Source organism: Agromyces sp. NPDC127015 (assembly GCF_042725165.1).
In the GTDB taxonomy this organism is placed as follows: domain Bacteria; phylum Actinomycetota; class Actinomycetes; order Actinomycetales; family Microbacteriaceae; genus Agromyces; species Agromyces chromiiresistens.
Genome location: NZ_JBHXDI010000002.1, coordinates 180,568 through 193,275, shown reverse-complemented (window position 1 = coordinate 193,275; position 12,708 = coordinate 180,568). Strand labels below are relative to the sequence as shown.

General features: G+C 71.9%; 11 protein-coding genes. 9 read left to right on the top strand and 2 right to left on the bottom strand.

Features of this window, described 5'->3' with window-relative positions; translation table 11 throughout:
* The first annotated feature begins 187 nt into the window (after positions 1-187).
* A complete protein-coding gene (locus ACFWGP_RS07255) occupies positions 188-1,921 on the top strand; it encodes an acyl-CoA dehydrogenase family protein (RefSeq protein ID WP_376930520.1) in 1,734 nt (577 codons plus the stop codon).
* A gap of 85 nt (positions 1,922-2,006) precedes the next feature.
* Here the strand turns inward: ACFWGP_RS07255 and ACFWGP_RS07250 are convergent, their stop codons facing one another.
* A complete protein-coding gene (locus ACFWGP_RS07250; protein WP_231429931.1) occupies positions 2,007-2,585 on the bottom strand; it encodes a dihydrofolate reductase family protein in 579 nt (192 codons plus the stop codon).
* Positions 2,586-2,758: 173 nt separating this feature from the next.
* Here ACFWGP_RS07250 and ACFWGP_RS07245 point away from each other — a divergent pair, with 173 nt between their 5' ends.
* Both ACFWGP_RS07245 and ACFWGP_RS07240 read left to right on the top strand, forming a co-directional pair.
* Positions 2,759-3,325, top strand: coding sequence for a hypothetical protein (locus tag ACFWGP_RS07245; protein WP_376930519.1), 567 nt, complete (start codon positions 2,759-2,761; stop codon positions 3,323-3,325).
* A 413-nt stretch (positions 3,326-3,738) separates the two neighbouring features.
* Positions 3,739-4,176, top strand: a complete 438-nt coding sequence (locus ACFWGP_RS07240) for a hypothetical protein (RefSeq protein WP_376930518.1) — start codon at positions 3,739-3,741, stop codon at positions 4,174-4,176.
* 316 nt (positions 4,177-4,492) lie between these two features.
* Here the strand turns inward: ACFWGP_RS07240 and ACFWGP_RS07235 are convergent, their stop codons facing one another.
* Complete coding sequence (locus ACFWGP_RS07235; RefSeq protein ID WP_376930750.1) at positions 4,493-5,470, bottom strand: N-acetylglucosamine kinase; 978 nt, start codon at positions 5,468-5,470, stop codon at positions 4,493-4,495.
* A gap of 184 nt (positions 5,471-5,654) precedes the next feature.
* Here ACFWGP_RS07235 and ACFWGP_RS07230 point away from each other — a divergent pair, with 184 nt between their 5' ends.
* From ACFWGP_RS07230 to murQ, 6 genes are all read left to right on the top strand, one after another.
* Positions 5,655-6,953, top strand: coding sequence for a sugar ABC transporter substrate-binding protein (locus tag ACFWGP_RS07230; protein ID WP_231429934.1), 1,299 nt, complete (start codon positions 5,655-5,657; stop codon positions 6,951-6,953).
* Between the two features lie 5 nt (positions 6,954-6,958).
* On the top strand, positions 6,959-7,927 hold the full coding sequence (locus ACFWGP_RS07225; protein ID WP_231429935.1) for a carbohydrate ABC transporter permease: 969 nt from the start codon (positions 6,959-6,961) through the stop codon (positions 7,925-7,927).
* 128 nt (positions 7,928-8,055) lie between these two features.
* On the top strand, positions 8,056-8,847 hold the full coding sequence (locus ACFWGP_RS07220) for a carbohydrate ABC transporter permease (protein WP_275505580.1): 792 nt from the start codon (positions 8,056-8,058) through the stop codon (positions 8,845-8,847).
* A gap of 41 nt (positions 8,848-8,888) precedes the next feature.
* Positions 8,889-10,370, top strand: a complete 1,482-nt coding sequence (locus ACFWGP_RS07215) for a glycoside hydrolase family 3 protein (RefSeq protein ID WP_376930517.1) — start codon at positions 8,889-8,891, stop codon at positions 10,368-10,370.
* Positions 10,367-11,746, top strand: coding sequence for an anhydro-N-acetylmuramic acid kinase (locus ACFWGP_RS07210; protein WP_376930516.1), 1,380 nt, complete (start codon positions 10,367-10,369; stop codon positions 11,744-11,746). The genes ACFWGP_RS07215 and ACFWGP_RS07210 overlap by 4 nt, the downstream gene beginning before the upstream one ends.
* A complete protein-coding gene (murQ, locus tag ACFWGP_RS07205; protein ID WP_231429938.1) occupies positions 11,743-12,699 on the top strand; it encodes an N-acetylmuramic acid 6-phosphate etherase in 957 nt (318 codons plus the stop codon). Before ACFWGP_RS07210 ends, murQ begins: the two co-directional genes overlap by 4 nt.
* The last annotated feature ends 9 nt before the right edge of the window (positions 12,700-12,708 follow it).

The window sequence follows — 12,708 nt, the reverse complement described above, 5'->3', positions numbered from 1 at the left end:
TCGCACCCCCGTCCGACATTGCAGCGTTACAGCAAAACACGCGCTCACCCGGGACGCAAGCGGACCGGGGCATCCGACCCACTCCGTTCACCGAGGGCGAAATCCGACGCGACCAGCGGGTTGAGCAGGAGCGAAGCGACGTCTCGAAACCGCGCCCGAGCGACCAGAATGACGGTGGAGGTCGACGATGACACGGACGCACGAGGTGCAGAACCAGGTTCCGCCGCGCGAGGCGGTCGACGAGTACGCGGCGAACATCGCGCTCGTCGAGGCGGTCGCGAGATGGGGGCGGGATGCCTCCGCGGGAGCCGCGGGCGGGTCGATGCGCGAGCGTGGTGGCGGCACCGACCTCTCCGAGATCGGCCGGCACGTCGGCTCCGCCGCCCTCCAGCGCGACGCCGAGCGCGCGAACACGCACCCGCCCGTGCTGCACACCCACGACCGGTGGGGCCGCCGCATCGACGAGGTCGAGTACGACGACGCGTACCACCGGGTGATCGCGGCGGCCGTCGGCGCGGGCGCGCACACCGGGGCGGTCGCCGAGCCCGGCCCCGGCGCGAACGTCGATCGGGCCGCGGCCTTCCTCCTCTTCGCGCAGGTCGAGCCCGGCCATGCCTGCCCCGTGTCGATGACGCATGCCGCGGTGCCGACGCTCCGGCTCGCGGCATCCGGTCTCTCAGGTCACTGGATGCCTCGCCTGCTGAGCCGCGCGTACGACCCGGCCCTCGGCGGCACGTCGAAGGCGTCGGCGCTCATGGGCATGGCGATGACCGAGAAGCAGGGCGGCTCGGACGTGCGCGCCAACACGACCCGGGCCGAGCGGCGCACGGGCGCGGGGCTCGCACCCGAGTGGGGCGCCGAGTACTCGCTGACCGGCCACAAGTGGTTCTGCAGCGCACCGATGAGCGACGCGTTCTTCGTGCTCGCGCAGGCGCCGCACGGACTGAGCTGCTTCTTCGTGCCGCGCGTGCTGCCCGACGGATCGCGCAACGTGTTCCGCATCCAGCGGCTGAAGGACAAGCTCGGCAACCGGTCGAACGCGTCGAGCGAGATCGAGCTCGACGGCACGACCGCGTGGCTCGTCGGCGACGAGGGTCGCGGCGTCGCGACGATCGTGCAGATGGTGACGCGCACGCGGCTCGACTGCGTCATCGGCACAGCGGCGGGCATGCGGCAGGCGGTCGCCGAGGCGGCGTGGCACGTGAGGCACCGCGCGGCGTTCGGGGCGCGGCTCGTCGACCAGCCGGCGATGACCGCGGTGATCGCCGACCTCGCCCTCGAGTCGGAGGCGGCGACGTGGACGGCGATGCGGTTGGCACGTGCCTACGACGACAGCGAGCCGACGGCGCCCACCGGGGCGAGCGGCTCGGAGCCGGCCTTCCGGCGCCTGGCGACGGCTGTGGCGAAGTACTGGGTGTGCAAGCGCGGGGCCGGCCACGCGGCAGAGGCCCTCGAGTGCCTCGGCGGCAACGGGTACACCGAGGCGTTCCCCCTCGCGCGTCGCTATCGCGAGCAGCCGCTGCTCGCGATCTGGGAGGGGTCGGGCAACGTCATCGCGCTCGACGTGCTGCGCGTGCTCGCCCGCGAGCCCGAGGCGTTCGAGGCGTTCTTCGCCGAGGTCGGGCTGGCGGCCGGCTCGTCGGGGACGTTCGACGTCGCGCTCGCCGAGGCGCAGGCGCTCGTGCACTCGCTCGGCGCGACGCTCGCGAGCGATGCCGCCGGTGCGGGCTCGGCGGCGCTGCGCGCCCGGGAGCTGACCGAGCGGCTCGCGCTCGTGCTGCAGGCCTCGCTGCTCGTGCACTTCGCGCCCGAGCCAGTCGCCGACGCGTTCGTGCGCACGCGGCTCGGCGGCGAGGGCGGGTGGCAGTACGGCGTGCTGCCCGCCGGTGTCGACCTCGCGGCGCTCGTCGCCCGCGCGTGATCCCGTCGGTCGAGTGGCGCCGACGCGGAGCGACGACGCGCGCCGAAACCTTGCCGCGACCGCCTCGAAACCCGAGGCATCCCCCTCACACCGGGCGGTAGTACGCGACGATGACCCCCTTCGGCGTGGTGACGCTCCGGGTGAGCTCGAGTCGTTGGTGCGTGTCGCCGAACATGCGCTCGCCGGTGCCGAGCACGAGCGGATGGATGATCAGCACGTACTCGTCGATGAGCCCCGCCGCTGCGAGCGAGCGCACCAGTTCACCGCTGCCGAGGATGCCGAGGTCGTCGCCGTCGGTCTGCTTGAGTTCGGCGACGGTGTCGGCGGCGTTGCCGACGAGCAGCCGGGAGTTCTGCCACGAGAGCCGCGTGTGCGGGTCGCGCGAGACGACGTACTTGTCGGCAGCGTTGAGGAACGTCGTGAACGGGTTGCCGTCGGTCTGGTACGGCCAGAACGCGGCCATGTTGTCGTACGTGCGGTGGCCGAAGAGCATCGCGCCGCCTTCGCCCATCCCGGCCGACATCTCGGAGGCGAGCGTGTCGTCGCTGTCGGGCACGGCCCATCCGCCGTAGGGGAAGTGACCGCGCCGGTCTTCGTCGGGGCTCGCCGGTGCCTGCATCACGCCGTCGAGTGAGACGTGGTTCGTGACGGTGATCCTGCGCATGCGCTCATCTTGCGCCCGCCGGAGGGCGGCCGCCACCGGTTGATTCGCGCTCATCGGTCGAGTAGCGGCGGAAGCCGGTGGGTCGAGGAGCGCCGAAAGTCGGTCGGTCGAGCACCGTGCCGCCTGTGGATAACCGGCTCACCTCCGAAAGCTCCTCGCCTATGGTGGTCGCCATGTCGATCTCACGCCCGATTGCCACCGCGCTCGCCGCGGCCGGGCTTGCGGGCGTGCTGGTCTTCGGGCTGAGCGCGTGCTCGCCCGAACCCGCACCGAAGCCGTCGCCTACGCCGAGCGCGAGCGCCGAGCCGATCTTCGCGTCGGACGAGGAGGCGCTCGCCGCCGCGGTGAAGGCGTATGAGGCTTTTGAAGAACTCTCCTACACGATCGCCGCGGATGGCGGCAAAGACCCGGGACGCATTGAGCAGGTCGCAACTCCGCGCTACTCCGAACAGCTCGAAGCAGAGTTCGCTCAGTACTTGGAGGCCGGAATTCACGCCGATGGCGAGACGCACCTCGGCTCATATGAGCTAGTCGAGTACGACGAGAGAGGTGATCGTGTCGAAGTATCGCTCTATCTGTGCAGCGATGTTACTGACGTCCGCGTACTCGACGAAGCTGGAGCGGATGTAACCCCAGAAGATCGGCGTGACGTTACCCCCTTGCAAGCTTTCCTTGTTGGCGACGACGAGCACCTTCTTGTTGACAAGGTCGACCTATGGTCCGGTACAGACTTCTGCTGACGATCGGCGCCGTCGGCGGAATGCTGCTAGCTGCGTGTGTGGTGGCAGGACCCGCGAACGCCTGCAGTCCCGCGGAGAGATTCCTCGGATGCCATCCAGAAGTCAGCGGTGGTGTCGACGACGGCGAGGTGATTCTCGATGCGCTCGTCAGCGAGCGAGATTCTCAGGACAACAAAGGCGACGGAGGCGGTGAAGACGAAGGTGGCGGCTCAGGTGAGCCCATCGTCGACCTCGGCCCTCCGGGGCAAGGCGACGTGTGGTCGGGCGACAATTGGCAGCAGCTGTGCGGAGCGAACTTCGAAGGCGACTGCTCGCGCCTGAACGAGCCCGCACCGCCGCCGACTCCGCCAAGGCCGGGCGGCCCGGTGGTGGTGACGCTGCGAGACATCGCGTCGTTCCGTCCGACTCCGCCGGTGAGCGTGATGGAGCCGAACGGCTGGGCGGTCGTCGGCGTCCCGGCGAACTTCGTCGCTGAGGCCTCGTCCGAGGTCGTCTCGGGCATCCTGCTCGGGCGCACGGCCGAGGTGCGTTTCACGCCGGTCGGATACCGCTGGTCGCACAGCGACGGTGCCGTGGTCGAGAGCGCCTCTCCCGGAGCGAGCTGGACCGACCTCGGCGTCGCCGAGTTCACCCCGACCGGCACGAGCCACGTCTACGCCGGGCGCGGCGAGTACACCGTGACGCTCGAAGTGGTGCTGTCGGCCGAGTACCGGTTCGGCGGGTCGGGCTGGCAGCCGATCGCGGGAGTGCTCGCGGTCGCCGGAGATCCCGTACCGGTGCTCGTCGGCGAGGTCGACACGGTGCTCACCAACGGGGACTGCCGGGCCAACCCGTCGGGCCCAGGCTGCTGACCCCATAACCGCGCGTCGCGGTCACCGCGGTCACCGCGGGCCGCCGCCCGGCGGGAGAGGCACCGCTCGGGCAGGAACCTTCGACAGCGAAGGCCGTATCCGCGGGAGAACGTCCGATTCTCCTGTGCTCCGGGCGCATTCCGTGGTTCGTATGGTCGGCTGGGCCCCACGAACTGGCCGGGAGAGACCGACGTACAGGATGAGCCGGCCGGCAGGGTCGCATGCGCGACTGCTCGCCGAATAGTCCTGCAACATGCAGGGAACTCGGTATCACCAAGCCCCACCGGCGCCTCGGGGCCACCCCTGCCGGGCGCCGTCACCGCCAGAGGAACGGCGGATGCCCCTCGCGCACTCCGCCGATCGCCACGAGCCGCGCGAGCCGCACGGATCCGTCGAGCGGCGCCCCAGCCGGGGTGACGAGCGACGCGTCGGGCGCGAGCCGCGCGAACGCCGCGCGGAACGCCTCGGTGAACGCCTTGCCCGACGCGAAGACCCCGCCGACCCCGGCGGCTCGGCGCGGCAGCGCCGGGTCGAGCGCCGCGACGAGGGTTTCGGCCACGAGGGTTCCGGCCGTCGACATGATGCGAACGGATACCGCGTCGCCGAGTTCGGCGAGCCCTGAGACGTCCGCCGCGAAGCCCGCGAGCACCGCACCGCGATCGTCGCGCGTGTAGAGCTGACCCGGCCAGGTCGGGGCGGGGCCGAAGCGGGACTCCGCGGCCGACAGCAGCGCGGAGGCACCCCGGTCGAGACCGTCGTGCGCCATGATCGCCGCCTTGAGGCCCTCGATGCCGATCCAGGCGGCCGAGCCGCGGTCGTCGTAGAGGTGCCCCCATCCGCCGACGCGTCGCCAGATCTCGCGCAGGTCGGTGCCGAGCGCGATCGCGCCCGTGCCGACGGCGACGACCGCGCCCGGGGCGCCGCCGAGGGCGCCGAGGTGGGCGGTGAGCGCGTCGATCGCGAGCGCGACCGGCGCGCCGCCGGCGGCGTCCGACAGCGCCGCGATCGAGGTCACCGGGTTCGCGACGAGCGAGGCGAGCCCGGTCGCGCCGATCGCGACGGCTGCGATCCGTGGTGCGGTTGCGCCCGGCGCGCCACCCGCACCCGCAGCATGACCCGCCGCCGCCCCCCGCGCCCGCTCGATGAGTTCACGCGCGACCGAGAGCGCCGAACTCCCGTCGCCCGACACCGAGACGGGCGGCCCGTCGATCAGCACGCGGCCCTCGCCGAAGGCGCCGTCGAGCGGCTCGACCGCGGCCCGACTGCCCGTGCCGCCGATGTCGATACCCAGCACGACTTCCAAGCGTTCGGAAGTTTCTTGCAAAACTGGCGCCATTCCCGAATACTACTTCCAGAGTCATCGACTGTTGCGGATGCCGGATCACCCTACGTCCACAGCATCACATCCGGGCCCTCGGGCCCACCACCAGCAGGGCATCACGCGTGCCCACGACCAGTTTCAACGAGGAGACCAACCGATGAACAAGCGCTTCCTCCCGATCGCCGCGCTCGGCCTCGCCGCCGCGCTCGGCCTGACCGCGTGTTCCAGCGGCTCGGGCGACGGCTCCGGCGACGGTGCCACGAATGCCGAGGGCCAGACCCTCACCGTCTGGATCATGGAGGGCACCAACCCCGACTCGGAGGCCTACTTCGACGAGGTCGGCGACGCCTTCACCGAGAAGACCGGGGCGAAGCTCGACGTCGAGTTCGTGCAGTGGGCCGACGCCCACGACCGCTTCGTCACGTCGATCGCCGGTGGCACGACGCCCGACGTCGCCGAGACCGGCACGACCTGGACGGCCGAGTTCGCCGACGCCGGCGCCCTCGCCCCGATCGGCGACTACGTCGACGAGGCGGGCCTCGGCGACGACCTCGTCGAGGGTCTCGTCACGGCGGGCACCTACGACGACGAGCTCTACGGCATGCCCTGGTACGCGGGCGTCCGCTCGCTCGTCTACCGTGCCGACATCTTCGAGGAGCTCGGCATCGAGGCGCCGACCACGTGGGACGAGATCGTCGCCGCCGGTGACAAGATCAAGGCCGCGCACCCCGACATGATGCCCTTCGCCGTTCCCGGCGACGCCGAGTTCGGCGTCTACCCCTGGGTCTGGGGCGCGGGCGGCGAGGTCTCGACGCTCGAGGGCGACGAGTGGGTCTCCGGCATGGCCAGCCCCGAGTCGCAGGAGGGCATCGGCTTCTACACGGGCCTCGCGACCGAGCACGGCTTCTCGTCGGCCGGTGCGACCACGTGGAAGGAGACCGACGTGCTCGACAACTTCGCGCAGGGCAACATCGCCATGGCCCTCATGGGCTCGTGGACGCCCGCCGCGATCGTCGAGAAGAACGCCGAGATGGAGGGCAAGTTCGCCGCCACCCCGATCCCCGGCAAGGACGGCGGCATCGCCCCGTCGGTGCTCGGCGGCTCGCACCTCTCGATGTTCGAGACGGCCGAGAACAAGGACCTCGCGTGGGCCTTCATCGAGCTCATGACCACGGGTGAGTTCGCCGAGAAGTGGGGCGAGCAGTCGGGCTACTTCCCCGGCCAGACCTCGCTCCTCGACGACGCGATCGCCTCCGACGACCCGCTCGTGCAGCCGTTCGCGCAGCAGATGGTCGAGGGCGGCGGCACGGTTCCCGTGACCCCGACCTTCGGCGCCGTCCAGGCGAAGAAGACCACCAACACCGCCATGCAGGCGATCCTCTCCGGGCAGAAGACGGTCGAGCAGGCGCTCACCGACGCCGCCGCGGAGATGGACGAGATCATGAACGGCAACTGACGCACGTGTCGAACACCCTCCAGGTCCCGTCGGCCGTGCAGGGAGCCCCGGCTCCCCGCGCGGCCGGCGGGCCCGCCCGCAAGAGCCTCCTGACCCGGAGCCGCCCCTGGCTGCTGCTCGCGCCCGCCCTCGCGGTGCTCGCCGTGCTCATGCTGTGGCCGCTCGTGCGGGTGTTCCTCTTCTCGCTGCAGGACTACGGCCTGCGCGAGATCGTCTCCGGCGAGCCGAACTGGATCGGCATCGCCAACTACGGCGAGATCTTCACGAGCCCCGAGCTCTACACCGTCGTGCTGCCGAACACGGTCGGCTTCGCGGTGCTCGCCGTCGCCGGCACGGTCGCCCTCGGCACCGCGGTCGCCGTGCTCATGGCGAGCCTCGGCCTCTTCTGGCGCACCGTCGTCGGCAGCGCCATCATGATCGCCTGGGCGATGCCCGCGGTCACCGGCACCTACGTCTGGATCTGGATCTTCGACGCCGACCGGGGCATCTTCAACGAGACGCTCGAGGCGCTCGGCCTGATCGACGAGCCGGTCAACTGGTTCACGAACCGCTACACGTTCTACGCCATCGTGCTGCTGAACGTCATCCACCACGGCTTCCCGTTCGTGGCGATCACGATCCTCGCGGGCCTTCTCGGCGTGCCGAAGGAGATGCTCGAGGCCGCCGAGATGGACGGCGCGGGCGCCTGGCGCCGCTTCTGGCGCATCATCGTGCCGAACCTCAAGCAGGTGTTCGCGGTCGTCATCATCCTGTCGACGATCTGGGACTTCAAGGTCTTCGCGCAGGTCTACCTCATGCCAGGCGGTTCGGGCTCGAACCGCGAGGCGCTCAACCTCGGCGTCTGGTCGTACGTCGAGTCGTTCGGCCAGAACCGCTACGGCTTCGGCTCGGCGATCGCCGTGCTGCTCACCCTCGTACTGCTCGCGATCACGGTCGTGTACGTGCGCACCATGCTCAAGGAGGAGGAGCTGTGAGCACCGACACCACGAACCGGGTGGATGCCTCGAGCCGGCGCAGCACCGAGGCATCCGGGCCGACCGTGGCGGGTCTGCGGCGCAGCCGCCGCACCGCCCGCAAGACGCGCGCCGCCGCCGGCAAGGCCGTGCTCGTCGTCGTGCTGCTCGCCTTCACCCTCTTCCCCGCGTTCTGGATGCTCTCGAGCGCCTTCGACGCGAAGGCCGGCGCCGGCGGGCAGCAGCTGCTGCCGCGCGAGTGGTCGCTGTCGAACTTCGAATACGTGCTCACCGAGGGCGGGTTCGACGTGTTCCTGCGCAACTCGGCGATCGTCGCGCTCGTCACCGTGCTCGCGAGCGCGCTGCTGGCGTTGCTCGCCTCGGTCGCGGTGGCCCGGTTCCGGTTCACGTTCCGCACGACGATGCTGCTCATGATCCTCGTCGTGCAGATGGTGCCGCTCGAGGCGCTCGTGATCCCGCTGTTCGTGCAGGTGCGCGACCTGCAGCTGCTCAACACGCTGCTCGGCCTCATGGTCGTGTATGTCGCGCTCTCGCTGCCGTTCGGCATCTGGATGCTCCGCGGCTTCGTCGCGGCCGTGCCCGTCGAGCTCGAGGAGGCCGCGTACATCGACGGCGCGAGCTGGGGCCGCATGTTCCGCTCGGTGCTGCTGCCGCTCGTCATGCCCGGCCTCGTCGCGACGAGCGTGTTCTCGTTCATCACGGCGTGGAACGAGTTCATCTTCGCCATGACCCTGCTCGGCGGGGCGACCGAGAATTACACGGTCGCGATCGGGCTCAAGCAGTTCTTCGGAGAGCACTCGAACGAGTGGGGCTACATCATGGCCGCCTCCACGATCATCACGATCCCGGTGATGGTCTTCTTCGTCATCGTCCAGCGTCGCTTGTCGAGCGGCCTCGTGGCCGGCGCGGTGAAGGGGTGACCGCCGCGGACGATCCCACCATCAGGGCTACGGTGGGCGGAGTGCTCTGGCCCGGCTTCCTCGGCCGGAGCACTCCGGATTGGCTTCGCCGCGAACTCGACGCGGGCCTCGCCGGCGTCGTGCTGTTCGCGCAGAACCTCGCTCCCGCGGGTGGGCGAGCAGCGAGTGCCGGCGAGCGCATCGACACCTCCGCCGACGGTCTCGACGCGCTGCGCCGCTCGACCACCGATGCGGGGGCCCGCCCCCTCCTCATCGGCATCGACGAGGAGGGCGGCAACGTCACGCGGGCGGAGGCGCACACCGGGTCGAACCTGCCGGGCGCCGCGCAGCTCGGCTTCGTCGACGACCTCGACGCGACCGAGGCGGTCGGCCGCGAGCTCGCCCGTCGGGCGCTCGCGGTCGGTGCGAACGTCGTGCTCGGCCCCGTCGCCGACGTCAACACCGACCCGCGCAACCCGGTGATCGGGGTGCGCTCCTTCGGCGCCGACCCCGAGCGCGTCTCGCGTCACGTGGTGGCGTCGCTCCGGGGCATCCGCTCGGCCGGAGCCGCCGCTTGCGTGAAGCACTTCCCCGGGCACGGCGACACCCGCCTCGACTCGCACCACGCGATGCCCGAGCTCACGATCGGACTCGACGAGCTCGAGCGCAGGCACCTGCCGCCGTTCCGTGCGGCGATCGGCGCGGGCGTCGAGGCCGTCATGACGGCGCACATCGTCGTGCCCGAGTGGGGCGACCGGCCGTCGACGCTCAACCCCGTCGCGCTCGGCCGCCTGCGCGAGCTCGGCTTCGACGGCGTCATCGTCACCGACGCGCTCGACATGGCCGCGGTGCGCGAGTCGGTCGGTGCCGGCCCTGGCGCCGTGCACGCACTGCTCGCGGGGGCCGACCTGCTGTGCATCTCGAACCCCGCGAACCTCGGCGCGGCCGCCGCGCCCGACCAGGACGAACGCGACTTCCGCGAGGTGCAGCACGCGATCTTCGCCGCGATCGACGACGGCACCCTGCCGTTCGCGACGGTCGAGCGTGCGGCCCGGCGGGTGGGCCGGCTCGCCGATGCGGTCGCCGAGCGCGCGGCGGTCGCCGCCGCCTCGGTCGCCGCCGACGACGGGTGGATGCCTCGGGGCGCGCGCCGCGTCGCGCGGGAGGCGATCACGATCGACGGTGCCGTGCCGGCGCTGCCCGGTGCCCGCACCGTGCTCGACCTGCGCGGGCGATCGACCCTCGCCGTCGCGAGCGACCGCGACTACGTCGAGCGCACGCTCGCCGCGGGCGGCGAGGTGCTTCGCGCCGACGCGCCGGTGCCCGAGCGGGGGGCGCTCGTGGTGCTCGTCGACCGGATCGGCGCCGACGGGGCGCAGCGCGACCGGGTGTCGGCCGTCGCCGCCGTGCGTCCCGACGCGGTCGTGGTCGACGTCGGCCTGCCCGGCGAGCCGTTGCCGCTGCCGACCCTGCACACGCGGGCCGCCAGCCTGCTCGCGGCGGAGGTCGCGAGCGAGCTGCTCGAGTCGGGGGTCCGCGCGTGATCGTGCTCTCGCTGCAGTCGGGCACCTCGGCCGACGGCATCGACGTGGCCGTCGTCGACATCGCGGTTGCCGGTGGGTCGAGCGACGAAGGAGCTTCTCGAGACCACGGTTCCGACGTGCTCGGGCCCGAACGGGCCGCTGCGTTCCCTCCTCGACCGCCCGGCCTCGCGATGACCCCGCTCCACGCCGAGACCGTCGCGTGGGAGCCGGCGCTCCGCACCGAGATCCTCGCCGTCACCGCCGGCGCAGCGCGGGATGCGGGCGCCTGGACCCGGCTCACGAACGAACTCGGCCGGGCCTTCGCGGCGGCGGCGGCCCGAGGCATCCGCGAGTCGGGCGCGACGCCCGACCTCATCGTCTCGCACGGCCAGACCGTGCATCACCAGGTCGAGCACGGGCACGCCCGTGGCACCCTGCAGCTCGGCGAACCCTCGTGGATCGCCGAGCTCACGGGCGTGCCCGTGCTCTCCGACGTGCGCATGGCCGACATCGCGGCGGGCGGCGAGGGGGCGCCGCTCATGGCGTTCTTCGACCGGCTGTGGCTCGGCGCCGAGGCGCGCACCACAGGCCGGACGATCGCGACGGTCAACCTGGGCGGCATCGCGAATGTGCAGCTCGTCGGCGCCGACGGCCGCGTGATCGCGTTCGACAGCGGACCGGGCAACGGCCTCATCGACGCCGTCGTCGACCGCGAGACCGGCGGTGCCGAGGGTTACGACGTCGACGGAGTTCGCGCGGCCGCGGGTCGCGTGCACGAGCCGCTGCTCGCCGAACTGCTGCGGCACCCGTACTTCGCGGCGCCCGCGCCCAAGTCCACCGGGCGCGAGACCTTCGACCTCGCCGTGGTCGACGCTGCGGTCGAGGCCGTCGGCGGCGCCGGCGACCCCGCCGTCGACGACCTCGTCGCCACGCTCACCGAGCTCACCGCTCGCACCGTCGTCGACGCGATCGCGCCCGCCGGTGCGCCGGACCCGCCGGCGACGCTCATCTGCTCGGGCGGCGGCGCACTCAACCCCGTGCTGCTCGCGCGCATCGCCGCGCTCGCGAACGAACGCGGCATCGCCGTCGAGTCGAGCGCTGCGCGCGGCGTCGATCCCGCGTTCAAGGAGTCGCTCATGTTCGCGCTCCTCGGCTTCTGCAGCCTGCACGGGGTGCCGATCGAGCTGTCGACCGGCCCCGAGCGAGCCCGCGTGCTCGGCCGCCTCTCGCCCGGCCGCGCGGCATTCGCCCTGCCCGAGCGGCTCGCCGCCGCGGCATCCGTGACCGTCGAAGCGCCGGCCGTCGGAACCCGGGCGACCGAGACCCGTATCACCGAACACCGCACCACCGAACACCGAACCACCGAACACCGCATCACCGGGGGAGTCACGCAATGAGCGGTCAGGCACCGCAGTCGGCCGAGCATCGCGCGTTGCGCGAGCTGCTCGGCGAACTCTCGACCGAGCAGGTGAACGAGGCCCACGCCGGGTTCGACCTGCTCTCGACCGAGTCGCAGCTCGCGGCCATGCACGACGAGAGCGCCCAGGCCGTCGCCGCCGTGGCCGAGGCGACCCCGCAGATCGCGGCGGCGATCGACGCGATCGTGGCGCGCCTCCGCGGCGGCGGCCGGCTCGTCTACGCGGGCGCCGGCACGGCCGGGCGCATGGGCGTGCTCGACGCGAGCGAGATCCCGCCGACGTTCGGCACCGATCCGGCTCTCGTCGTCGGCCTCATCGCGGGCGGCGACGTGGCGCTGCGGTCGGCGGTCGAGGACGCGGAGGACGAGGCCGCCCGCGGCGCCGCCGACCTCGAGGCGATCGGCCTCGGGCCCGACGACGCGCTCGTCGGCATCTCGGCCTCGGGCCGCACGCCGTACGTGGTCGGCGGCATCGAGTACGCGAAGCGCGTCGGCGCCCTCACGGTCGGCTTCGCGTGCAACCGCGGGTCGGTGATCGGTGCGGCCGCCGACCTCGCGATCGAGACGGTCGTCGGGCCCGAGATCGTCGCCGGATCGACCCGGCTCAAGGGCGGCACCGCTCAGAAGCTCGTGCTCAACGCGATCTCGACGATCGCGATGGTGCGGCTCGGCAAGGTGCACGGCAACCTCATGGTCGACGTGCAGGCGACGAACGCGAAGCTCCGCGCCCGCGCGGAGCGCATCGTGATGCAGGCGACGGGCGTCGACGCCGCCCGCGCGGCCGCGGCGCTCGCCTCCGTCGACGGCCACGTCAAGGCGGCGATCCTCGTCACCATGACTGGGGCCGCCCCGGAGGTCGCGCTCGCGCGGCTCGCCGCCGAAGATGGAGTGCTGCGCGATGCGCTGTCGAGCGTGCGCGCGTCGCCGGAGTGAAGCGCGCGG

Bases quoted from the DNA above. Each gene is read 5' to 3' on its own strand.
- ACFWGP_RS07255 (WP_376930520.1), top strand. From the start codon at position 188: ATGACACGGACGCACGAGGTGCAGAACCAGGTTCCGCCGCGCGAGGCG.
- ACFWGP_RS07250 (WP_231429931.1), bottom strand. From the start codon at position 2,585: ATGCGCAGGATCACCGTCACGAACCACGTCTCACTCGACGGCGTGATG.
- murQ (WP_231429938.1), top strand. From the start codon at position 11,743: ATGAGCGGTCAGGCACCGCAGTCGGCCGAGCATCGCGCGTTGCGCGAG.
- ACFWGP_RS07245 (WP_376930519.1), top strand. From the start codon at position 2,759: ATGTCGATCTCACGCCCGATTGCCACCGCGCTCGCCGCGGCCGGGCTT.
- ACFWGP_RS07230 (WP_231429934.1), top strand. From the start codon at position 5,655: ATGAACAAGCGCTTCCTCCCGATCGCCGCGCTCGGCCTCGCCGCCGCG.